The sequence below is a fragment of the Pseudoalteromonas sp. SR43-3 genome (genome assembly GCF_014163875.1).
GTDB classification, from domain to species: domain Bacteria; phylum Pseudomonadota; class Gammaproteobacteria; order Enterobacterales; family Alteromonadaceae; genus Pseudoalteromonas; species Pseudoalteromonas distincta.
In genome coordinates this window covers 60,974-85,461 of sequence record NZ_JACJEC010000012.1, presented here as the reverse complement: position 1 = coordinate 85,461, position 24,488 = coordinate 60,974, and the positions used below count along the sequence as shown (strand labels likewise).

The 24,488-nt window shown below is 39.3% G+C and carries 21 protein-coding genes; 5 read left to right on the top strand and 16 right to left on the bottom strand.

Annotated features, from left to right (window positions below; translation table 11 throughout):
- Window positions 1-121: 121 nt before the first annotated feature.
- The 3 genes from H5088_RS13990 to H5088_RS13980 form a co-directional block, all read right to left on the bottom strand.
- Window positions 122-1,123 carry a D-Ala-D-Ala carboxypeptidase family metallohydrolase gene (locus H5088_RS13990; protein WP_182753340.1) on the bottom strand — a complete coding sequence of 334 codons (1,002 nt, stop codon included), beginning with the start codon at window positions 1,121-1,123 and terminating at the stop codon, window positions 122-124.
- An 11-nt stretch (window positions 1,124-1,134) separates the two neighbouring features.
- The gene (locus tag H5088_RS13985; RefSeq protein WP_182753338.1) at window positions 1,135-2,460 is read right to left on the bottom strand and encodes a murein L,D-transpeptidase; all 1,326 of its coding nucleotides are present in this window, start codon (window positions 2,458-2,460) and stop codon (window positions 1,135-1,137) included.
- Between the two features lie 212 nt (window positions 2,461-2,672).
- Complete coding sequence (locus H5088_RS13980) at window positions 2,673-3,650, bottom strand: DNA topoisomerase IB (protein ID WP_182753336.1); 978 nt, start codon at window positions 3,648-3,650, stop codon at window positions 2,673-2,675.
- A gap of 312 nt (window positions 3,651-3,962) precedes the next feature.
- Here H5088_RS13980 and H5088_RS13975 point away from each other — a divergent pair, with 312 nt between their 5' ends.
- Together H5088_RS13975 and purU are read left to right on the top strand one after the other, a co-directional pair.
- Window positions 3,963-5,849 (top strand): hypothetical protein, encoded by a 1,887-nt coding sequence (locus H5088_RS13975; RefSeq protein WP_182753334.1) that lies wholly within the window; start codon window positions 3,963-3,965, stop codon window positions 5,847-5,849.
- 206 nt (window positions 5,850-6,055) lie between these two features.
- The gene (purU, locus tag H5088_RS13970; protein WP_024597310.1) at window positions 6,056-6,886 is read left to right on the top strand and encodes a formyltetrahydrofolate deformylase; all 831 of its coding nucleotides are present in this window, start codon (window positions 6,056-6,058) and stop codon (window positions 6,884-6,886) included.
- A 100-nt stretch (window positions 6,887-6,986) separates the two neighbouring features.
- Here the strand turns inward: purU and H5088_RS13965 are convergent, their stop codons facing one another.
- Window positions 6,987-7,637 (bottom strand): response regulator transcription factor, encoded by a 651-nt coding sequence (locus tag H5088_RS13965; RefSeq protein WP_002958948.1) that lies wholly within the window; start codon window positions 7,635-7,637, stop codon window positions 6,987-6,989.
- Between the two features lie 104 nt (window positions 7,638-7,741).
- Window positions 7,742-9,682 (bottom strand): acetate--CoA ligase, encoded by a 1,941-nt coding sequence (gene acs, locus H5088_RS13960; protein ID WP_024597311.1) that lies wholly within the window; start codon window positions 9,680-9,682, stop codon window positions 7,742-7,744.
- Window positions 9,683-10,123: 441 nt separating this feature from the next.
- Here acs and H5088_RS13955 point away from each other — a divergent pair, with 441 nt between their 5' ends.
- On the top strand, window positions 10,124-11,290 hold the full coding sequence (locus tag H5088_RS13955; protein ID WP_024600614.1) for a DcaP family trimeric outer membrane transporter: 1,167 nt from the start codon (window positions 10,124-10,126) through the stop codon (window positions 11,288-11,290).
- A 219-nt stretch (window positions 11,291-11,509) separates the two neighbouring features.
- Window positions 11,510-13,633 (top strand): TonB-dependent siderophore receptor, encoded by a 2,124-nt coding sequence (locus H5088_RS13950; RefSeq protein WP_182753332.1) that lies wholly within the window; start codon window positions 11,510-11,512, stop codon window positions 13,631-13,633.
- Between the two features lie 190 nt (window positions 13,634-13,823).
- Here the strand turns inward: H5088_RS13950 and recA are convergent, their stop codons facing one another.
- On the bottom strand, window positions 13,824-14,867 hold the full coding sequence (recA, locus tag H5088_RS13945) for a recombinase RecA (RefSeq protein WP_002958952.1): 1,044 nt from the start codon (window positions 14,865-14,867) through the stop codon (window positions 13,824-13,826).
- 67 nt (window positions 14,868-14,934) lie between these two features.
- Window positions 14,935-15,423 carry a CinA family protein gene (locus H5088_RS13940; protein ID WP_024597314.1) on the bottom strand — a complete coding sequence of 163 codons (489 nt, stop codon included), beginning with the start codon at window positions 15,421-15,423 and terminating at the stop codon, window positions 14,935-14,937.
- A gap of 21 nt (window positions 15,424-15,444) precedes the next feature.
- Here H5088_RS13940 and mutS point away from each other — a divergent pair, with 21 nt between their 5' ends.
- A complete protein-coding gene (mutS, locus tag H5088_RS13935) occupies window positions 15,445-18,030 on the top strand; it encodes a DNA mismatch repair protein MutS (RefSeq protein WP_182753330.1) in 2,586 nt (861 codons plus the stop codon).
- A 91-nt stretch (window positions 18,031-18,121) separates the two neighbouring features.
- Here mutS and rpoS read toward each other — a convergent pair whose 3' ends face one another.
- Genes rpoS through ftsB form a run of 9 tightly spaced genes read right to left on the bottom strand, consistent with a single transcriptional unit; the run spans window position 18,122 to window position 24,480 of the window.
- Window positions 18,122-19,096: an RNA polymerase sigma factor RpoS gene (rpoS, locus tag H5088_RS13930; RefSeq protein WP_002958955.1), complete on the bottom strand. Its 975-nt coding sequence runs from the start codon at window positions 19,094-19,096 to the stop codon at window positions 18,122-18,124.
- Between the two features lie 35 nt (window positions 19,097-19,131).
- Window positions 19,132-19,956, bottom strand: coding sequence for a peptidoglycan DD-metalloendopeptidase family protein (locus H5088_RS13925; protein WP_182753328.1), 825 nt, complete (start codon window positions 19,954-19,956; stop codon window positions 19,132-19,134).
- 41 nt (window positions 19,957-19,997) lie between these two features.
- Window positions 19,998-20,576, bottom strand: a complete 579-nt coding sequence (locus H5088_RS13920; RefSeq protein WP_182753326.1) for a YqaA family protein — start codon at window positions 20,574-20,576, stop codon at window positions 19,998-20,000.
- Between the two features lie 9 nt (window positions 20,577-20,585).
- A complete protein-coding gene (locus tag H5088_RS13915; protein WP_002958958.1) occupies window positions 20,586-21,224 on the bottom strand; it encodes a protein-L-isoaspartate(D-aspartate) O-methyltransferase in 639 nt (212 codons plus the stop codon).
- A complete protein-coding gene (surE, locus tag H5088_RS13910; protein ID WP_024600608.1) occupies window positions 21,214-21,978 on the bottom strand; it encodes a 5'/3'-nucleotidase SurE in 765 nt (254 codons plus the stop codon). Before surE ends, H5088_RS13915 begins: the two co-directional genes overlap by 11 nt.
- Window positions 21,959-23,011 (bottom strand): tRNA pseudouridine(13) synthase TruD, encoded by a 1,053-nt coding sequence (gene truD / locus H5088_RS13905; RefSeq protein ID WP_182692910.1) that lies wholly within the window; start codon window positions 23,009-23,011, stop codon window positions 21,959-21,961. Before truD ends, surE begins: the two co-directional genes overlap by 20 nt.
- Window positions 23,008-23,505 (bottom strand): 2-C-methyl-D-erythritol 2,4-cyclodiphosphate synthase, encoded by a 498-nt coding sequence (ispF, locus tag H5088_RS13900; RefSeq protein WP_024604077.1) that lies wholly within the window; start codon window positions 23,503-23,505, stop codon window positions 23,008-23,010. The genes truD and ispF overlap by 4 nt, the downstream gene beginning before the upstream one ends.
- Entirely contained in the window at window positions 23,502-24,203 is a 702-nt protein-coding gene (gene ispD / locus H5088_RS13895; RefSeq protein WP_182673805.1) for a 2-C-methyl-D-erythritol 4-phosphate cytidylyltransferase, read from the bottom strand. Before ispD ends, ispF begins: the two co-directional genes overlap by 4 nt.
- Complete coding sequence (ftsB, locus tag H5088_RS13890) at window positions 24,193-24,480, bottom strand: cell division protein FtsB (RefSeq protein WP_002958963.1); 288 nt, start codon at window positions 24,478-24,480, stop codon at window positions 24,193-24,195. The genes ispD and ftsB overlap by 11 nt, the downstream gene beginning before the upstream one ends.
- Window positions 24,481-24,488 lie beyond the last annotated feature (8 nt).

Genomic DNA, 24,488 nt, shown 5'->3' with positions numbered 1-24,488 from the left:
ATAAAATACTTATAAAACAAGGGCTTATAAAAACCAAGCTCCCCTACCTTGGCTTAGCTAATCTCTTGTACAATTAGACTTAACTAGTTTAGCTTTATGCTAAATGAGGTAGCCGTTGCCATTACTTACTCACCCATCGCGCTTTAAAGCCACGCGTATCAACATGTATAAATGCGCCTCTGTGCGACTTAGGCCCATAAATACCTAAACCACCTAGTAAACCTTTAAATGATTCACGTCTAGCTAACGACTCCACTATATCGGCCATCGCTTTAGCATCACCAATTGAATGCTTACCATCATTATTTATATCATCCATACGGTAGTTGCCATCGTTATCTATAAAAATATCGGCAGCATCACCAAATACATGTCGGCTAAGTTTTACATTGCCAATTGATTTGTTGTAGTACGGAGTTCTATAACCGCTCATAACCACCATATTACTAACCGGTATACCTTCTAAAATCAGTTCTTTGCGTATTTTTTCTAGTTTAAGTAGTAATTTATTTTGTAAAAATAAATACTTTGGGTACTTACTTCGCTGCTTACTAACAAATTCTTTTAGTGAAAAGTGAGGTGATATTTTTACGTTTTCATTTTCAGGCGTTACCTTAACAAAGCCATCGGGCACTATGTAGTGTGAAGCGTCTTTAATCTGTGAAGGTTTAGGATAGTGCCCAATGTGGTAATACTTGAGCTTTCCTCCTTCAACATTGTCTGCCGGTACTTTTACAAATACGTTGATTTTCATACGCTGTTTTTTATCGGGCGACTCAATAATTACCGTTGTTAAACCAGGCTCTTTGGGTGCTTGCCATTGCCAGCGGTTGGTGTCTGTAAGCTTAGATTTCCCTTGAGTGTTAATTAGCGTGTAAGCATTTTTTGATTGCGCAAAAAGCACTTCAAACTCAACTTGTTCTTTGGGCATTACAAATACTGAAAACACCGAATATGGCATAACTATGTCGTTAATTTTTAGGCTAAATTCTGCATCTTCAAAGTTGGCTTTGTTTTTTATATCAACCACCTGATGCACAGGCTTTGTAGGCGCGGCAGCAAATACACTATTGCTAAATATAATTGTAAATATGGCGATAGAAATATAATGAATAAATTGCATAAACCCTCTCATTATTTATTTTTTAACAAAGCGGCAATCACCGACTGTTCATCATTTTTTAATAGTGCTTTTTTATCGCGTTGATATATGTCATCTCTAAAGTTAACCAGCTTATTTTCGTCAACCCATGCAGTCCAATAAACTAAATGAATAGGAAGAGGCTCATCTAAATAAAACGTCTTAGTACTGTTTTGAGCAAGTGCGCTGTCCATATTATTGAGTGTTTGCGCTTCTCCTTCGTACTTAATAATTTCACGCGCTAACGAAAAAGGCTTTTCTATTCTTATACAGCCATGCGATAAGGCTCGGTTTGCTTGGCTAAAACGGTGCTTTGCAGGTGTATCGTGAACATAAATTGCTTCGGGATTCGGGAATAAATACTTAACTTCCCCTAGGGGGTTTTCTTCACCAGCACGTTTTACTAAAAAGTGATCAAATTGGTACGGCTTAATAGAATCCCAATCAATATTGCTTGGATTAACAGTTTGTGAGTCTAGGTAGCTGTTTTTTCTAATTTCAATATTATTTTTTACAAGATAGTCAGGATCCTCGGCTACCTTTGGAGCAATTTCTTTGGTGGCAATTGAGGTGGGTATACGCCATTCAGGATTAACTACAAACTTTTCTATTTCGTCGCTAAATGCAGGTGTTTCCCAACTTGGTTTACCTACAATTACGTTATTTTTTAATTTTACATCGCCAGCTTTTACAAATCGTAAGCTGTATTCAGGAATATTTACATACACATATTGCTCATCACTTGCGCCTGCAAAGTTAGTTATTCTATAAAAGTTAAGTTTTAATTTATCGAGTTTTTGCTGTGCGGGCACATTAAGCGATGCAAAAGTACGCTTACCCACTCGGCCATCAACTTTTAAACCATGGCGGCTTTGAAATTGCTTAACAGCTTGCTCTATATCTTTATCAAACGTGCATATAGCTTCGTCGCACACGTTAATTTTTAAGTCACGCTCTTGATATAAACGCTGTGCAAGTAAGCTCACCTGTTTATTATTACTGCCTAGTTCAAGCAATTCATCGTTATATAAGTGTGTAAAACCACCTTTGTTAACTATTTCTTGATACCAATTAATGGCTTTTTCTGTACGTTCAATTAACTGCGCTGAATATTGGTCAAAGTAGTAGTTGTCATCAGCTTGCATGTACTTTTGTGAGTTATAAGTAGTTAGTGAAGAGTTAGCGAGTACCACACTTTCAAGCTCATTGGCAGCGAGAGTTGGTGCTGAGCATAAACCGCTCATGCCAATAAACAATGCAGTTATTAAAGTAAAACCCTTTGCTTTAGTATGCGCTTGATTTGAAAATGACCCCTTCACTGTGTACCTCCTCGCTAAATATCGTTGATAAATGCTTTTGTACTTTCCACTAAGTAGTACTCTGGAGGTGCAACGGTAATGCCAAATTAAAGTTTTAAAATAAACAATTGAAATTTAATGACTTTTTAAAAAAAACCTTATTCTAAACGTTAATAAATTAAACTAGAGAATATGTAATTAATATGCTCAAGTGTGTAAAGTTGCTATGGCAATTAATCTTTTAAAAAAGCTAAAAAACCACGTTCATAACGACTCAAGTACTTTGTTTTTCGTGGTGATGAAAGGGACTCTCTCCACGCAGTTTGAGTATCTTCATCTTCTTTACACAGCGTAATTAAATCGGGATGCACATAAGATTTGCGTGCTATAGCGGGAGTATTACCAAGTTGCTCAGATACGCTATCAAGCATGCTTTTTAAACTAAGCGCCCCTTTAGCTTTAGCTAATTGTTTGAATGCAATAACGCTTGCTCGCCAAGTTCTAAAGTGTTTTGCACTAAACTCCTCGCCCATTATTTGCTGAATGTATTGATTTATTTCACTTGATGTTACATTTGTGCGCTCACCTTCATTTATATACTGAAATAAATGCTGCCCGGGTAAATCTTGTAAGTCTTTTATAACATGGCTAAGCACCCTGTCGGTTATATTTACTTCACGTTCTTTACCTGATTTGGCACGATATTTTAGCTGAATATTTTTGCCCGTGAGTTTTGCATGGCGTGTTCGTAATGTTGTCGCACCAAAACTTTTATTTTGCTTTACGTTACGCTCGTTACCTACCCTCAACGCACCTAAATCCATAAGTCTTACAACTGCAGCTAAAGTGCGTTCAATATTAAGCTCATCGCCTTGTAAGTCTGTTTCTAAACGCGCTCTTAACAAAGGGAGTTTATTACCAAATACTCCACATGCTTGGTATTTTTTTGCTTCTTGTTGCGCCCTAAATTCGGGATGGTAGCGGTACTGCTTTCGCCCCTTACTATCAAATCCTGTCGCTAAAATATGCCCGTTTTCTTCTGGGCAAAACCAGGCGTTTTTATAGGCAGGCGGAAATGCCAATCCATTCAAACGATCAATCACATTTTGCTCTTTTATTTGCTTACCGATTGGATCAAAGTAAAGCCAACTTTTATGTTTAAGTTTACGAGTGATCCCTGGTAAATTATCGTCTACATAAATTAGCTTCATTAACCCTCCAGTTATATTTAAACATGCGTCGGAATATAAATGTATCACTTTAAAATAACCTTAAACTGAACAAAATTATTGATATATAATAAAAAACCAACAACAATTATAAATACTTAATATATATTAATAATTCTATTTAGGTTTTCGTAAAAGTAGGTCGAACTTACGCGCCAGCAACAAGTCTATTACGATTAAACTCAATGCACTTAGCGCTAAAAAAAAGCTACTTAAGATAGATTTATTATCCTAAGTTCAGATTAATTACACTTTGTCCCCCGCAGTTGGGGTGCTGTTTAAATGGAGAATTCAATGGCTTTTGATTATGGATCGATTGATCTTGGACTAAAAAACCCCTTCAAACTGGAAGGTAAAGTAACAGCATTAAGAGGACTCATTGAGTCTATAGCAGGTATTAGTTTACTTGTTATTGCTGCGGGCTCTGTGAAAGAAGATACAACCGCGGGTTGGATTTTAATGGTGTTTGGCATGCTTATTTTAGCATTCGGCATTCGCTCACTATCGGCAGGTATTTACGCAACACTTAAATACTTTGTAGGTAGAAACCACCCAACTTCACTTGCTTATAACTACAGTAAATCGCAAGCATCAACCGCTCAAGAAGAACAAAAAGAAGTAGCCTACACAGCGCAATCACTTGAAGAAATGCTGGTTGGTCGTAAAAACAGTACATTTAAAGAGCCTAATGGTTTTTTATCACGCTTACTTCACAGCTTAATCCCTAAGTTATTGTTTCTACCATATCCTATTCGAAATGTTGCCCAGCGATTATTTGGCTCATGGGTAAGCACCTTTGTCGCCCTTATTGCTTATGGCCTTGTTGCATTTGTATCTTTGTCGGGCTTTACCGGTGAAGCTGGGGAATTAGCATTTCCGGTTTATAGTGCAATATTAATATTTTACGTGCTTTTTTCTTGGCGCTCTACAGGTAAACCTATCTCTCGAAATGCAGAAAAGAATATTGAAGCACTTGGTACTGGTGCGCTTGCTAAAATTATTTCTTTATCTTTTATTTTACCCATCGCTATTGGTCTTTCTATGTCATGGTTGATGAAAGAGCAGCACATTAGTAAACAAGAAATAGATAGCTGGCTTGAGCAACTGCCTAGTCTTCATGCTGGAATATACTTAATTGCAATTATTATATTAGCAACTCTAAGCTGTGCGCTTGCTTTTATCATGATTAAAGCGCGTTTAAATTCAGTTACCCCTTCAGCTGAAGTATCTGAACTACGTGAAAACTGGCAAGAGTCTGTTCATCCAGACGAGATTTTCATAAACCTCGATAACCTAGTAATGGCTAATCGCCGTTATAAAGAAGTACCTAACAGAGTTTACAGAGAATTAGACCCTAAGCTTCAAGAACAAATAGAAGGTAAAGGCGGTTTTAAAGGTGAAATGATCCAAGAGATTCAGCCTAAACTGCACTCAATGGACTTAGGTAAAAACTTTACACTCGCGAGATTACTTGCTTTGGTGAGCGGTAACTTACTTTATATTGTAGCGTTAGCATTTACTGTACTTTTAGCGTATTCGTTTATTAATATTTACCATTACATTGATGCGGCAAATATTAATAGTTTTAAACAGGCATTTAATAACCAACATGTCATTCAATTTAGTGAGCTATTAATGACAAGCTTTCACTTATTGCTAATAGGCGTACTTATTAAAGCATTTGCGCAGTTACTTGCAAACACAGCGCATCTATTTTTTGCAGAAATGCAATTTGAGTCACTGCTTGTGTACTTTAAATGTGAAGGCACTTTTACTGAGTCTAAAATATCAACAGGTACTGGTATTCACGATAGCACCCGCTCAGAAAATACTTTAGTACGCAGTAGCATAACGCCTTGGATTATTGTTTCTCGTGTTATCTCTACTACGTTTGCTGCAACAGGTATGAAAAACCTTGAACATCCTCGCCACATTATGGAAATGCATAAAGACGAAGGACAATTACAAGCAATCAAAAAAGACGTTATTTCATTCTTAAAAGACCGCGAATCTATCGCCTCAATCACCAGTGAGCGTGATTTAGGTAATGCGTCACAAATACATCAACTAAACCAACAAACGCGCGCTATACCTACTCAGCAAGCGATAGCGAAAGATGATGAAGAAGCTGCCGGGTATTTAAGACAAGAAGAAAACTTATCTCCCGAGCCCAAGGGTTAATTAACCTCAAACCTAGATAATTTTTATTAATGCCACCTTGTTAACTTAGGTGGCATTTTTTTTAACCTCTATTCAATACTTTTTAACTTTATTACCTCTTTTGCACTCAACAACATGATTAATATTGGATTAGTTCACAAAGCCCTTGCTTTATGTGCCAAAACACAAATAATGAAAGGATTAATTACAGGGTAAGAATGAGGACAATGAGCTATATACTAACCACCCAATGTGCTGATGATGTAGGCTTAATAGCTAAAATTACAGGGCTTTGCCATAAAAATAATTTAAACATTACGCGTAACAACGAATTTGTAGATAAAGACGCGCAGCGGTTTTTTATGCGTACAGAGCTTACAGGCGAGCCACAAAGCGACTTTTTAGATCAACTACGCGCATTGTTGCCACAAGGCGCTAAACTTGCGCTACATTGCGGCGCAAAAACTAAAGTAGTTTTATTGGCAACTAAAGAAGCTCATTGTTTAGGTGGTATGCTGTTAAAGCAATTTGAACAAACTCTTAATATTGAAGTACTCGCTGTAATTGCTAACTATGCTGATTTAGAGCCGCTAGCTAAAGGGTTTGGGGTGCCATTTCATGTTGTATCGCACGAAGGGTTAACCCGTAGCGAGCATGATAAAAAGGTAGGCGATTTAATTGCCAGCTACAACCCTGACATTATTGGCCTTGCTAAATACATGCGTATTTTAAGTCCTGAATTTGTGGGTCGATTTGAAGGTAAAATAATTAATATTCATCACTCATTTTTGCCTGCATTTATAGGTGCTAAACCTTATCATCAAGCATTTGAGCGCGGCGTAAAAATTATTGGTGCTACCGCTCACTTTGTTAATAATGAGCTTGATGAAGGTCCTATTATTTTGCAAGATGTAACCAGCGTTACACATGCTAATACCGCCGAAATGATGGCTAAAATGGGCAAAGATGTTGAAAAAACAGTGTTTTGTAAAGCACTTCAACTTGCCTCAGAGCATAAGCTATTTATTAATGGTAATAAAACCGTGGTGTTTTCTTAGCATTAATCCAACTGCTTAATTATTCTACATATAAAAAATGCCAGCATTGTTGCTGGCATTTTTTTGCTCATAAATAAGCTAAAAACTTTTTAAATGTAAATTATGCCTGCTCTATTGGTTCGAGCTTTAATTTAGCGGCAATTAAAACGGCTTGGGTACGATTGTACACACCGAGTTTTCTAAATATGGCTGTAATGTGTGCTTTTACTGTCGCTTCTGATATGTGTAGTTCATAAGCAATTTGCTTATTAAGTAAACCTTCGTGCAGATATTGCAGCACTCGGTATTGTTGAGGCGTTAATGAGGCAACTTGCGCTGCTATTTCTCTATCTTCACCTTCAATTTCAGCTACTTTGTTTTTTAGCTCTTTTGGTAGCCATGTATCGCCTTCAAGTATTTGGTTAATTGCACTGGCAATATCATCAGACGATGATGATTTAGGAATAAAACCCATAGCGCCGTAACCCATTACTTTAGAAACGATATTCACGTCTTCACTACCCGAAACAACGGCAATAGGTAAGCTTGGGTATTCTTCTCTAATACGAATAAGACCATATAAATCACCATTACCTGGCATGTGAAGGTCTAGCAGTAATATATCAAGATCCTCTTGCTCGCTTAACACTTGCAGTGTGCTGTCAAAATCGGATGATTCAAAAACCTCTAAACCCTCAAATTTTGCGCTCAGTGCGCCCTTTAGTGCTTCACGAAATAACGGATGATCGTCCGCTATTAAAAACTGACTCATGGTTCACTCCTAATAAATTCGGCTGCCAGTTAGGTTTAAAACCTTTACTGGCAGCCGATATACTACGTTTAGAATCAACTTGTAATCAAGTTTTTAACGCACATTTAACGATTTAATCTGTTCTCGATTAGTTCATCGACAACTGAAGGATCGGCAAGCGTTGACGTATCACCGAGTTGTTGGTGCTCATTTGCAGCGATTTTACGTAAAATACGACGCATAATCTTGCCTGAACGTGTTTTTGGCAAACCCGGTGACCATTGAATCATATCTGGAGATGCAATTGGGCTGAGCTCTTTACGAACCCAATTACGTACCTCTTTAGTTAATTCATCGCTTACAGTTACACCTTCGTTAGGCGTAATGTAAACATAAATACCTTGGCCTTTAATATCATGCGGGTAACCTACAACAGCAGCTTCTGCTACCGCTTCATGCGCAACTAACGCACTTTCAATTTCGGCAGTACCAAGGCGGTGCCCAGACACATTAAGTACATCGTCCACACGGCCTGTGATCCAGTAATAACCATCTTCATCACGACGACAACCATCGCCTGTAAAGTAAACTCCTGGGTAGGCGCTAAAATAAGTTTGTTCAAAACGTTCATGGTCGCCATAAACAGTTCGAGCTTGCGATGGCCAACTATCTAAAATAACTAAATTACCATCTACGGCACCTTCGAGTGTATTACCTTCAGCATCAAATAATGCAGGCGCAATACCAAAAAATGGATGTGTTGCAGAACCTGGTTTTGTATCAGTAGCGCCCGGAAGTGGTGTGATCATAATGCCACCGGTTTCTGTTTGCCACCATGTATCAACAATCGGGCAATTAGATTTACCAATACTCTCGTAATACCATGTCCACGCTTCTGGATTTATTGGCTCACCTACTGAACCTAAAATACGTAAACTATCGCGATGTGACGAAGCTGTAGGCTCATCACCTTTAGCCATTAGTGCTCTAATTGCTGTAGGGGCGGTATATAAAATAGTAACGCCGTGTTTATCAACTACTTCGCCCATACGCCCTGCAGTTGGATAAGTGGGTACACCTTCAAATAAAACCTGAGTACAACCGTTTACTAATGGCCCGTACGCAATGTAACTGTGGCCTGTGATCCAACCTACATCGGCACTACACCAATACACATCATCTTCTTTTAAATCAAATACGTATTCATGTGTCATTGATGAGTAAACTAAGTAGCCACCTGTAGTATGTACAACACCTTTAGGCTGACCAGTAGAACCTGATGTATACAATATAAACAAAGGATCTTCAGCATTCATTGGCTCTGGCTCACACTGTGCTGGTAAGTCAGCAACTAGCTCGTGCCACCATATATCGTGCTCATTCCAATCAACTTCACCGCCTGTTAATTGATGCACAATAACGTGTTCAATTGTGGTTACAGTTTCTTGCGCTACCGCTTCATCTACATTTGCTTTTAATGGAACACAATTTCCTGCTCTGCGTCCCTCATCAGAAGTAATAACAACCTTAGCACCAGAATCTCTAATACGATCAGCAATAGCCGATGGTGAAAAACCACCAAATACAACAGAATGAATAGCACCAATACGTGCACAAGCTTGCATTGCATACACCGCTTGTGGGGTCATTGGCATATAAATAGCTACGCGGTCACCTTTTTGTACACCCAGTTTTTTTAAACCATTGGCAAATTTAGCCACTTCGTCATGAAGTTTTTGATAAGTAATGTTCTCACTTTGAGAAGGATCATCACCTTCCCAAATAAGCGCAATTTTGTCTGCTTTCGTTTTTAAGTGGCGGTCAATACAGTTGTAAGACGCATTTAAATAGCCATCTTCATACCATTTAATACTGATGTGGCCTTTATCAAAAGAGGTGTTTTTAACTTTAGTGTAAGGAGTAGACCAATCGAGGCGTTTGCCATGCTCACGCCAAAAACTTTCTGGGTCATCAATAGATTGCTTATAAAGCGTATTATATTTATTTTTATCAATGAGAGTCGCATCTTTAATATGCGCAGGAACTGGATAGATACTTTGTGACATCTTCGTCTCCATTTAAATTACTTGCCTTAAGCTTTTATCAAGGATTACTCAGCAGTACTTTATTAAGTATTAGACCTTAGTTGTACTCTACTCCAATTTACACATTTGTAGTTTATAATCCACCTGCTTTCAATTTTTTACATAAATAATACAACGCGTTAAATGTAAGTAAATGCAAACTAATCAACTCTAAAACCTTAGTCTTATAGACCAATAGGTAATTGAGTAAATATTGCACATATTCAAAAGTGTTTGTGTACTTTAATAAAGATATTTGCGGTATTACTTGCCAAAGCTTTATTTAACGAATGAAAACAATATGTGTATTGAAAAGCCAAATTAACACCCTTTTTTATTCGTAAGTAATACTAGTAGCAAGTAATACAACCTTACATGAAAAAAAAAGCAACAAACAACAAGTAGCCTATAAAGGACACCACAATGAAATTTACCCCATTAAAAACATTAGCAGCAAGCGCTGTATTATGTGCACTATCAAGCACTGCTTATGCAGCGACTGCCGCAAAAATTGGTGATACGGAATTTACTTACGGTGGATACATTAAACTCGACTCTATGTGGAGTGATTATTCAGCGGGTGCGCCTGCAGGCTCAAACGTAGGTCGTGACTTTTACGTACCAAGTACGTTAACAGTTGGCGATGATAACAGCTCAGATGCTGTATTTGATATGCATGCTCGTGAGTCACGTTTTAACTTTGGCACAGCCACTGTTATGGATAACGGTAAAACCGTTAATACTAAAATTGAAATTGATTTTTTGGCCTCGGCTGCTGGCGGTAATGAGCGAGTTTCAAATTCTTACGCCCCGCGTATTCGCCATGCGTTTGTGACTTACGATGGTTGGTTATTTGGTCAAACATGGTCTAACTTCCAAAACGTGGGGGCGCTTGCTGAAACGCTTGATTTTGTAGGCCCTGCTGAGGGCACTGTGTTTGTGCGTCAATCGCAAATTAAATACACCACTGGCGCATGGTCGTTTTCATTAGAAAACCCAGAAAGTACAATTTCTACTACTAGCGGTATGGTAGTAACTGATGATGCATCATTGCCTGACTTTACAGCTCGTTACACACACAAAGCCGATTGGGGTAACATTGTGGTTGCAGCGCTTGCTCGCCAACTTACTTATAAAGTAGGCAGTGTTGATGCAGATGAAACTTCTTTTGGTATTAGTGCATCAGGTAAAATAAACCTTGGTGAAGACAACCTTAAATTTATGCTTACTCAAGGTAAAGGCTTAGGCCGTTACGTAGGCTTAAACGTTGCTCACGGTGCAGTACTTAATGGCGATGAACTAGATGCAATTGATTCGACTTCTGGTTTTGTTGCTTACCAGCACAAGTGGACAAGCCAATGGCGTTCAACGTTCTTATATTCATTCTTCAGTGCTGATAACAACACTGATTTATTAGCTATTTCTGGTGATCCGACTGAATCAAGCCAAAGCTATAGCGCTAACATTCTATACTCACCGGTTAAACGTCTAACTTTTGGTGCTGAGCTAAAGCATGCTGAGCGTGAAACTGAAAGCGGCGTTGATGGCGATTTAGACCGCTTACAGTTTTCTGTTAAATACTCTTTTTAATAACTAGAAAGCTAACTACTTTAAAAAGCGGCCTAGGCCGCTTTTTTTATAAGCGAGATTGAGTTCTATATAATTCATCAATTCGTACCTAAAATCTTTATATGTGGCGCTAAAATACAAAAAAATAGAATTATTATTGATAAAAACACTAAACACAATTGCAAATCGATATCATTTAGATTAAGTTACGCACTTCTTTTGAACTAACTGGAAAAACTTATGTCGTCCCCTCAAGTTTTGCGTCTATCTAAACTAAGCTTTGCTACTTCTTTAATTTTATCTGGTTATGCACTTGCTGATGAGGCAAATGTAAAATCTGAACCTCTCGAAAAAATTGCGGTATATGGTCAGCATCATAAAAACTACATTACTGAAGAAGCGCAATCGGCTACCAAACTAGGTTTAACAATTAAAGAAACACCACAATCAATCTCGGTAGTTTCACGCGCACTAATGGACGACTTTTCACTAGACGACATAAACTCAGTACTTGAAAGCACGCCAGGCGTAACAGTAGAGCAAATAGAAACAGATCGTACTTACTTTAAGGCCCGTGGTTTTGAAATTACGAACTTTCAAGTTGATGGCTTAGGGATCCCACAAAGCTCAGGCTCTATTCAAGGCAGTCTTGATACATCAATTTATGACCGTGTAGAGATAGTTCGCGGTGCTAATGGTTTAATGACTGGCGCTGGTAATCCTTCTGCAACTGTAAACATGGTTTTAAAAAAGCCAACTTATACAACACAGGCAAATGCATCAGCATCTTATGGCTCATGGAATAAAAAACGTTTAGATTTAGATGTATCTACGCCAATAAATGAAGACCACGCTGTACGCGCTGTATTTACAAAGCAAAAAGCTGACTCATATTTAGATCGCTACGAAACAGATAAAACCATTGTTTACTTAGCCTACGAAGGCAAATTAACAGACAACACATTATTAAGCGTTAACTATGTTAACCAACAAAAAGACGCAGATAGCCCGCTGTGGGGTGCACTACCTCTTTATTATACAGACGGAACAGCAACCGATTACGACGAATCAACCAGCACTGCTGCTGACTGGTCTTACTGGGATAACAGTGCTGAGCAAGTATATGTAACACTTGAACAAAACTTATCGGCAACATGGGTAGCTAGAGCACGTTATGCTCACATCGAAAACGAACAAGACTCAGAGTTGTTCTACGTATACGGCACCCCTGATAAAGATACTGAACTTGGTTTAACAGGTTATGCTAGCCGTTATGATTACGAAGATAAGCATGACTTATTTGATTTATATGCCAGTGGTAAGTTTGATTTATTTGGCCAAGAGCACGACCTATCATTTGGTGTTAGCCATGCTAAAATGGATTACAACGAGCAGTCTCTTTACGATTACACTACAGGCAATGGTTTTCCAGCTATGCCATCACTTAAAACGTGGGATGGTGTAGTACCAGAGGCAACACTTGCTGATGGCTTAGATGGTAGTGATATTACTAACGAGCAAAAATCAGCTTACATATCTACTCGCATTAAATTAAGTGAGCCTTTAAGTGTGCTCGCTGGTGTGCGTTATACCGATTGGAAAACAAAAGGGAACGCTTACGGTGTTGAACAAACAAGAAGCGACTCTGAAGTTATTCCTTATATTGGCACGGTGTACGACTTTAACGAGTCTCTATCAGCTTATGCAAGCTACACAGAAACATTTGTACCGCAAAAAGAGCTTGATATTAATGCCAACCAATTAGCTCCCGTAATAGGTAAAAGTAGTGAAGTTGGTATAAAAGCACAGTTACTTGATGACCAAATTTTCGTAACTTTTGCTTACTTCGATGCAAAGCAGGAAGGGCTTGCCATAGCTTTACCCGACTCACTACCTAGTGATACTCGTTATTATGCAGCAGATGGTATTAACAGCAACGGCTTTGAAGTTGAACTAAGTGGTCGAATAACTGATGATTTAAGCGCAAGTGTAAGTTTTAGTAACCTAAATATTGATGGTGATGATTTAGTTAAAGATTACACACCTGAAAACCAACTTAAAGTGGCCGCAACCTACCAAGTACCTTTAGTTGATGGTTTATCATTTGGTGCAAACTATCGCTGGCAGGATTCAACTAGCCGAGTTCAAGTCGAAGATGCAAATGGTATTGCAAGCGTCACTACTCACCAAGATGCATACGGATTACTTGATTTAATGGCCACTTACGAAATTACAGATAACGTAGGAGTCACTTTCAATGTAAATAACACCACCGGTGAAAAATATTTGCACAGCCTGTACTGGGCACAAGGTTACTACGGTGCACCTCGTAACTACGCCCTATCTGTAAACTGGCAATTATAAATATATTTGATTAATTAATGACTCTAGATTTTTTTAATTCAATAGAAAAAAACGACACATTTTTAATGTGTCGTTTTTATTTTATCTAACCTGATGTAAGTTTTTAATAACAAAAAAGCGCTAATCATTACTGATTAGCGCTTTTCAAAGCTCGGGTCAAATCAAGCTTAAAAACTCATTTGGGTGCAGTTTAAAGGTCTGGATCGTCGCCTAACTTATCTTCACCGTCTTCAGGTTCAATAGTTGCTTTTAGTAAAAGCATTTCGCGTAACTTACCTTCGATCTCATCTGCAATTTCTGGGTTTTCTTTCAAAAACTTAATTGAGTTAGATTTACCTTGGCCAACCTTGTTGCCACTGTAACTGTACCAAGCACCTGCTTTTTCAACAATTTTATGCTTAACACCTAAATCAATTAACTCGCCTTGCTTAGAAATACCTTCGCCATACATGATGATAAATTCAGCTTGTTTAAATGGCGGCGCTACTTTGTTTTTAACAATTTTAACGCGGGTTTCGTTACCAACAACTTCATCACCTTCTTTCACCGAACCAATACGACGAATATCAATACGTACCGATGCGTAAAACTTAAGTGCATTACCACCCGTTGTTGTTTCTGGGTTACCAAACATAACACCAATTTTCATACGGATTTGGTTAATGAAAATACATAACGTGTTAGAGCGTTTAATATTACCAGTAAGCTTACGTAATGCCTGTGACATTAAACGTGCTTGCAAGCCCATGTGCGAGTCGCCCATGTCGCCTTCAATCTCAGCTTTTGGTGTAAGTGCAGCAACCGAGTCAATAATAACAACGTCTACTGCGCTTGAACGTACTAACATGTCACAAATTTCTAGTGCTTGCTCACCTGTATCAGGTTGAGATACAAAAAGATCATCAATATTTACACCTAGTTTTTGTGCGTATACAGGATCAAGAGCATGCTCAGCATCAATAAAGGCACATGTTTTACCTTCTTTTTGAGCTTCTGCGATAACTTGTAAAGTAAGCGTTGTTTTACCAGATGACTCAGGACCATACACTTCAACAATACGTCCCATAGGTAAGCCACCTATGCCTAAGGCAATATCAATACCTAGTGAACCTGTAGATACAGATTCAATGTTTAACGCTTTGTTGTCACCCAATTTCATAATTGAGCCTTTACCAAATTGACGTTCAATTTGTGATAGTGCTGCGTCTAACGCTTTTTGTTTGTTATCGTTCATTTTGTTCTCCAATCCAGCTAATGCGAACAAGTATACTGTATGAAATCACAGTATCAAGCTAATTTTTTCATTTTATCTCATCTATTACACTTTTTAATGCAAATACAATAGCTTGCAGTCTTACTTGAGCCCTATCACCAGTAAATATTTGTTTAAAGGTCAGTACTTTGTCATCAATTTGTATGCCAAACCATACAAGTCCAACAGGTTTACCTTCTGTCGCCCCGCCAGGCCCTGCAATGCCCGATACAGCTATAGATATATTAGCGTTTGTTGCTTTAATAGCACCTACTGCCATTTCATGGACTGTTTGCTCGCTCACAGCACCGTATTGATTTAATGTACTAGCACTAACATTGAGCAAATCTTGCTTTGCTTGGTTACTATAAGTGACAAATGCACGGTCGATATAAGCTGAACTTCCAGGTGTATCGGTAAGCGCATAACTCACTCCGCCACCAGTACATGACTCAGCAGTAGTGATCCATAAGCATTTATCCGTTAAAATAGCGCCTAATTGCGCAGCAAGTGTTTTAATCTCTTGATGTAATTCCATATTCAGCCTTTGGGTAAATACATGTCGTTTGATCTTTATGCACCACACACTATAAAACAACAAACCCCTATGATGCAGCAGTATCTAAAAATAAAATCAGAGCATCGCGATATTTTATTGTTTTATCGTATGGGCGATTTTTACGAACTTTTTTTTGATGACGCTAAACGCGCCGCTCAATTACTCGATATTTCGCAAACTCATCGTGGTAAAGCTGGCGGCGATCCCATTCCTATGGCGGGCGTACCCTACCATGCGGTAGAAAACTACTTAGCACGTCTAGTCCAAATGGGTGAGTCAGTCGCTATCTGCGAACAAGTGGGAGACCCTGCAACCAGTAAAGGCCCTGTTGATCGTAAAGTAGTGCGTATAGTTACACCCGGTACAATTTCTGATGAAGCGCTTTTACAAGAACGACAAGACAATCTCCTTACCAGCGTTTGGCAAAGTAAAAAAGGCCTATACGGGATTGCTTATTTAGACATTAACTCTGGTCGTTTTAATATTGTCGAAGTAAATACCGACGAAGCCTTTAGCTCAACTATTCAGCGCCTATCACCAGCCGAGCTTCTGTATAGCGAAAGCTTTGAAAACGTTCATTTAATTGAACATATAAAAGGCGCTCGCCGTCGCCCAGAGTGGGAATTCGACTTAGATACGGCTCAGCATTTATTATGCGATCAGTTTGGTACTAAAGATTTAGTTGGCTTTGGTGTTGATAAAGCCCATAGCGCGCTTGTTGCTGCAGGTTGCCTAATGCAATACGTAAAAGATACACAACGTATTGCACTGCCGCATATTCGTGCAATTACGCTTGAGCACAACGAACACGCTGTTATTTTAGATGCCGCTACCCGTAAAAATTTAGAATTAACTGTTAATTTATCGGGCGGGTTTGAAAATACACTTGCTCAAGTACTTGATAAAACAGCAACGCCAATGGGTTCTCGCTTACTTAAGCGCCGTATTCATACACCAATTCGTAATAAAGACGAGCTAAATTCACGTTTAAATGCAATTAGCGCTATTTTAGATGCGCAGCTTTGCGGTGAATTACACGAATCATTAAAAGAGATTGGTGATGTAGAGCGTGTTATTGCACGCCTAGCTTTATGTACTGCACGCCCGCGTGATTTAACTCGCCTGCGCAGTGCGCTACAAGCACTTGCACCACTGCATACTTTGTTAGCTGACGCTAACGATCCTCGTATAGCAGGTATCATCAAGCACTCGCCTGAACTCCCTGATTTACAAGCGTTATTAGAACGAGCTGTGATAGAAAACCCACCGGTACTTATTCGTGACGGTGGTGTTATTGCTCCAGGTTACAATAGTGAACTTGATGAGTGGCGTAACTTAAGCAAAGGTGCAACCGACGTACTTGAGCAATTAGAACTGCGAGAGCGCGAACGTACGGGCATTAGTACGCTTAAAATTGGTTATAACCGCGTACATGGCTTTTTTATTGAAGTAAGTAGAGCTAATGCGCACTTAGTGCCAGCCGACTACATTCGTCGCCAAACGCTTAAAAATAACGAACGCTACATTATTCCAGAGCTTAAAGAGCACGAGGATAAAGTACTCGGTAGCCAATCAAAAGCTCTCGCGCTTGAAAAACAACTATACGAGGAGCTGTTTAGATTTATTGCTCCACATATTGAGCAGTTGCAAATGATGGCAGCAGCATTGGCTGATTTAGACGTTTTAAACAATTTAGCTGAGCGTGCATTCGCACTCAATTATGCAAAACCAGAATTGTGCGATAACGACAATATAAGCATTAAGCAAGGTCGTCACCCTGTTGTTGAACAAGTAATGAAAGAACCGTTTATTGCTAACCCTGTTGAATTAAACAGCCAACGTAAAATGCTAATTATTACCGGTCCAAACATGGGCGGTAAATCAACCTATATGCGCCAGACGGCACTAATTGTTCTAATGGCTCACATTGGCAGTTATGTACCCGCTGACAGCGCTAAAATTGGTAATATCGACCGCATATTTACACGTATTGGTGCAAGCGATGATTTAGCATCAGGGCGTTCAACCTTCATGGTAGAAATGACCGAAACAGCAACGATTTTAAATAATGCAACTGCGCAGTCTTTAGTATTAATGGATGAGATTGGTCGCGGTACAAGTACTTACGATGGACTCTCTCTTGCGTATGCAACAGCCGATCATTTAGCATCAAAAATATCTGCTAAAACATTGTTTGCTACGCACTACTTTGAATTAACAGAACTTGCTGAGCAAACTACGGGCCTTGTAAACGTACACCTTGATGCAATAGAGCATAACGACACTATTGCGTTTATGCATACAGTTCTCGACGGTGCAGCAAGTAAAAGCTTTGGTTTACAAGTAGCCGCTCTTGCTGGAGTGCCAAAAGCTGTGATTGCACAAGCAAAGCAAAAACTTAAGTTGCTTGAAAATCATCAAAGCGTTACTGCACCAAATACAGAACAACAAGCCTTTACTTTTAATAACGAAATTGCACAAAGTACACCTTCAGAAGTTGAAGAGCAGTTAAGCGCAATCGACCCTAATAATTTATCGCCACGCCAAGCGCACGATTTGTTATATAAACTAAAAGCATTGCTGTAATTTATATCACCTAATTTACAAGCATAAAAAAAGCCGAAGAATAAATTCTTCGGCTTTTTAACACACATAGTCTCTTAAACTATTTAACTAGTTACGAAAACTGATTAAACAAGCTATCTGTACTTAAACCTTCTTGTTGCAAAATGTCTTTTAGACGACGTAATGCCTCTACCTGAATTTGTCTTACTCGCTCACGTGTTAAGCCTATTTCACGACCTACATCTTCAAGTGTAGATGGCTCATAGCCAAGCAATCCAAATCGACGTGCTAACACTTCACGTTGTTTAGGGTTTAATTCACCTAACCAATCAACAATATGTTTATTAATATCATTATTTTGTACTTCGCCTTCAGGACCAGCACTTTTTTCATCAGGGATGATATCAAGTAGTACACTGTCGTTTTCGCCACCAATAGGCATGTCTACTGATGCAATTCTTTCGTTTAAACGTAGCATTTTAGTAACGTCTTCAACGGGTCTATCTAGGCAAGCTGCAATTTCGTCAGCTGTTGGCTCATGGTCAAGCTTTTGAGTTAACTCACGCGCTGTACGTAAATAAACATTAAGCTCTTTAACTACATGAATAGGTAAGCGAATGGTACGCGTTTGGTTCATAATGGCACGTTCAATTGTTTGACGTATCCACCATGTAGCGTAAGTAGAGAATCTAAATCCACGCTCAGGGTCAAATTTTTCAACTGCGCGAATTAAGCCTAAGTTACCCTCTTCAATTAAATCAAGCAGAGCAAGGCCGCGATTATTATAACGGCGTGCAATTTTAACAACCAAACGTAAGTTACTTTCAATCATACGTTTACGTGAGGCTTCACACCCTCGAAGTGATTTGCGAGAAAAAAACACTTCTTCTTCAGCACTAAGCAAAGGAGAAAAACCAATTTCGCCTAAATAAAGTTGAGTTGCGTCAAGATTTTTAGTTACTTCTTCTTTAGCAAAGATTTCATCGTCGTCTACTTTATCTAGTAGAGCTGTACTTTCATCAACATCGATGTCATCGAACTTTTCGTCAGTCGTAGTATGTTTGTCAAGTTTTGCTGCGCTAGCCATAAGCCTTCTCCCGAGCAATTATCAATACCTAAAAATTAGGGTAGGTATTTAGCAGGATTGACAGCTTGCCCTCGGTAGCGAATTTCAAAGCGAAGCGCGGTGACCGGAGATTCTGAATTACCAATTTCTGCTATTTTTTGTCCTGCCTTAACTTTCTGCTTTTCTTTAACAAGTAATTTCGAGTTATGTGCATAAGCACTTAGGTAATCATCATTATGTTTCAATATGATTAAACTACCATAACCTCGAAGGGCGTTACCCGCGTATACCACTGTTCCTTGTGCCGCAGCTAAGACTGAAGCCCCTTTGCGATTAGTAATCTGTAAACCTTTATAACCGTTTTCCTTATTAGAAAAGCGTTTGGTAATTTTGCCCTTTGCAGGCCAAGACCATTGCAATTTTCTGCTTGATAAAGGTTTTTTATTACTAACTTTGTTACTGGCTTGTTTCTGAACATACTCTCGTTGTTTTGGGGGATCAAGCTCTTTCTTTAATATTATGTTATTTTTTTGTGTGTTTTTTATAGACTTTTTACTCGAATTCGTATATTTTTCATCCCTTTTTATTTTTTTAGGCTTAGGGATTAAGGAAATATTTTGTCCAGGAAAAATAGTGTAAGGTGATGGAATTGAATTGTTTTTTGCAAGTAATCTAACATCTTGACCGGCACTAAAGGCTATAGAATAAAGCGTATCTCCTCTTTGTACTTTATAGTTGCTCCCATTAATGTTAATAGTACGGCCTAAATCATTAACATTATTATTTAGACTGCTAACAGGCGCAGGAACATGGCGAGAAGAGCAACCAAAGAGAAAAATACTAATAAATATAGTCATATACAGTAAAAACTGTTTATTCATTGTATTTTCCTCCCAAATTAGACAATTGATATTTTTAACGCTTAACGCAATAAAAAGTACGCTAGCGCAATTAATACCACTAATCCCCAACCAAGTATTTCAATATATTGACGTAATTTTGCTTCCATTTTAGCCCCGCCCCACTTCATTAAGGCTGAAACTAAAAAGAATCGCGCACCACGTCCAATAGCCGATGCGAGTAAAAATGGCAAAAATGCCATTTGTAAAACACCTGCGCCAATGGTAAATACTTTATATGGTATAGGCGAAAAACCAGCTAAAAACACAACCCAAACACCGTAATCCTTAAACCAGTTTAGTGCTATATCAAACTTTTCTTGCCAGTGCATTTGTGCAATCAATGGCTCTACAACGGGTTCAAATAGCCAAAAACCAAGTAAGTAACCAACCACTCCACCAATAACCGATGCTATTGTGGCAAAGCTTGCAAATCGCCATGCTTTGTTTGGTTGCGCAAGCGACATAGGTGCAAGCATTACATCGGGTGGTATCGGGAAAAAAACTGATTCTGCAAAGCTCATAGCAGCTAAGTAACGTTCCGCATGACGGTGTTTTGCCCACACTAGGGCCATATCGTATAACTTGGTAAACAACTTCAAAATGAATTCCTATTCAATATCGCCAGGTACTAACGGCACAAATCTAACGGGAGCAATAACATGCTCTTTATAATTATCGCCTTTGCGGATAACCATTACTAATTTTTGATCGCTCTCACCAATTGGGGCTAATAACACGCCACCATCGGCCAACTGAGCAAGTAAGTCTTGCGGAACTTTAGAGGCCGCAGCAGTCACTATAATACCATCAAACGGCGCTTGTGATTGCCAGCCTTGCCAACCATCGCCATGCTTCATGGTTACATTATATAAATCGAGTTGCTGCAAACGTCTTTTTGCCTGCCACTGAAGTGTTTTAATACGCTCTACCGAGTAAACCTTTGTAAACGTTTTGGCCAATATTGCAGTTTGATACCCAGATCCTGTACCTATTTCTAGCACTTTATTGCGCACACCAGCTAAACGAAGTAGCTCTGTCATGCGCGCTACTATGTAAGGCTGAGAAATTGTTTGCCCTTGCCCAATAGGGAGCGCTGTATTTTCATAGGCTTTGTGTTTTAGCACATCATCTATAAAAATATGGCGCGGAATATCAGCTATAGCACTAAGTACTTGCGTATCTTCAACACCTTCACGCTTTAGTAAGTCAGAAAGCGCTTTAGCACTGCGGGTATAATTAGCGAGCACGATTAATCTCCAAATCGGCTAACCATTCTCCTACTGCCTTTAAGCTATCTTTAGCTGTCATATCAACACTCAGTGGCGTAACTGAGGCATAGCCATTATTGATTGCGTAAAAGTCGGTGCCTTCACCAGCATCGCTTTCGGTGCCAAGCGATCCGTACCAATAAATATCACGCCCCCAAGGATCGGTTTGTTTCGTCATCGTTTCAGCTTTATGACGAGCACCTAAACGTGTTACTTGCACCCCTTTTAATTCACTTAATGGAATATCTGGCACATTAATATTTATTATTTGATCTTTTGGAAGCGGATGCGAAGCCAAGCCTTTAATAATATTTACGGTAACAGCAGCGGCTGTTTCAAAATGATCGCCATTATGTGAGCAAAGCGATACCGCAATTGCAGGCAGACCTAAATGGCGACCTTCAGTTGCAGCGGCAACAGTACCGGAATAAAGCGTGTCATCACCCAAATTGGCACCATGGTTAATACCTGCAACAACAAGGTCGGGCTTTTCATCAGCTAGCTGATTTACACCTAAATGTACACAATCAGTGGGTGTGCCATTAACTGACATAAAACCATTTTCGAGTGTAGTCGCTCGTAGCGGGTTCATAAGTGTTAAAGAATTACTTGCGCCACTACAGTTGCGATCAGGTGCAACAAGGGTTACATCTGCAATTTGTATAAGCGCCTGATATAAAACCGCAATGCCTTTGGCATTTACGCCATCATCGTTACTTAACAGTATCTTCATTTATGCCATTATCCTTTTCTTTGCGCTCTCGAGGGCTAGCATCAGTGTAATCCACCAGCTCACGTAATAATGCGGTTGCAAAACACCCTTTTGGCAAACCAAAGCTTAGTTTTAGTGTGGTTTCATCAAGTGTTTCAACAGTTAAGTTTTGTGGAATTAAGCGCAGCATTCGGCGCTCATTTTTAAGGCCTAACTCACCTAAACCATCACACCATGTTTGGAAAGGTGCAAGCCATATTTTTTCTTGTTCGGTTAAGCCTTTTTCGCTTTTTCCCACCATAGGTGCCGACATCATAATATCGCCGGTAGCTAATCGCTCTATGTTTTCGTCATTAATTGCATCTTCAAAAAATGCATTGCTGCCGCTAAGCATAAATACTTCACGGTGCATTGTTTTAGCTAAACCATGCTCTTTTACACGTAAGCTCACTAACTGATTAAATACATGCGATCGTGCTGCTGAAATAATAATACCGCGCAACTTTTTATCGCGAATACGCTCACCGGCAAACATTTTTTCAGCCATAACTAAATTATGACCGCCATGCCCAAAGCGCTGTTCGCCAAAGTAATTAGGCACACCTGCGCGTACTGCGTTAATACGACATAAAATATCAAGAGGGTTGGTTACGTTACGAAGCGTAATAGTAAATTTATTACCTTTGTGGCAGCCCGTACGTAACTTACGGTCGTGGCGCTGTTGCGACACAATAAAAATACTCTCACTATTTAAATCACTAAAATCGATAGGCTTTTTAATTGGTACTTTTACACTAAACCACTGTGAGCACACGCCGTGGCGATCTTTCATGCCTGCATAGCTTACGTCTCGCGGTGAAACACCCGCACGCTGTGCAATTAGCTTTGCAACGTATTGCGTGTTTTCGCCTTTTTTAACCACCTGCAAACACACGTGTTCGCCACTGCCGGTAAATTCTATACCTAAGTCTTCATCAACCATAAAGTCTTCAGCTGTGGTTTTAAAATCAGCTTTAGAAAGTGGTGCACCGTATAAATAATTTAAATCGCTCATGCGTTTTTTGTACTCGCAAGCTCTTTACTCATAATAACCACCGCATGGCTCGAAATACCTTCTTTGCGCCCTTCAAAGCCTAGCTTTTCGGTAGTAGTGGCTTTAACGTTAATTTGGCTAAGGTCGCAATTTAAATCGCTGGCTAAATTAGCGCGCATAGCTTGAATATGTGGCAACATTTTTGGTGCCTGAGCAACAATAGTCACATCGCCATTACCAAGTACATAACCTTGTTCTTTAGCTAAGCCCACCACATGGCGAAGTAAAATACGGCTATCGATATTTTCATACTCGCTTGCCGTATCGGGAAAGTGCTTACCAATATCACCCATTGCAAGTGAGCCTAAAATAGCATCGCATAATGCATGAATAGCAACATCACCATCTGAGTGCGCTAAAAAGCCCTGTGGGTAATCAATTTTTTCACCACAAATAGTTAACGGGCCTTCGCCGCCAAATTTATGTACGTCAAAACCATGGCCAATTCGTATCATAATCCACTCTCGTTTTGTTGTTTATGTAATAAAAACCCAGCCAGGTCTAAATCCTCTGGCGTGGTTATTTTAATATTATCGCTACGACCTGCTACAAGCTTAACCGGTTTACCCGCCCACTCAATTGCACTGGCTTCATCGGTAATAGTAGCCCCACTTGCTAATGCGTTTTGCAGTGCATTTTTAAGCTCGTCATATTTAAAAAACTGCGGGGTAAGTGCTTGCCATAAATCGTCTCGTGGCACAGTTTGTAGGGCATGAGTGTGGCCGCGTTTTATAGTGTCTTTTACTTTGCTAGCTAAAATACCGCCTTCATCAGCGTTAATGCATTCATCAATTAAACGTTCTATATCACTGATATTAACTAATGGACGAGCAGCATCATGCACCAATACCCATGTTGGTGGGTTAGGCGCTAAAAAAAGCAAGCTATTGAGCACCGAGTCGGCTCGCTCTTTTCCGCCACTGGCTCGCACAATGCGATTATCAAGCAGTGGGAGTTCGTCAAAATAAGGGTCGCTGTCGCTAAGGGCAACAACAATAGTGCGTAATTGAGGTAATTGAGAAAGTTTAGCTAAGGTGTGTTCTAAAATGGTTTTACCGGCTAATTGTATATATTGCTTAGGCGCATTGTGCTGCATTCTACTGCCAACACCCGCAGCAGGTACAATTGCTGCAATAGTCTGTTTATTTGTCATATTGTTTGCCCGGTAAAACACGAATAAATGTTTCGTCCGGTTTAATCATTCCCAATTCGTTGCGTGCACGCTCTTCAATGCCTTCTTGGCCAAGCTTTAAGTCTTCAATATCTGCTTTAAGTACTTTATTACGTTTAATGAGTTTTTCGTTGGTTTGATGATGCGACGTTACTGCACCTTTTAGTCGTGTGTAGTCTTGTAAGCCATTATGACCAAACCATAACCTGTATTGTACAAACAGTGCTAAGCACAGTAAGCCAACTTGAAAAATACGCATTTAACACT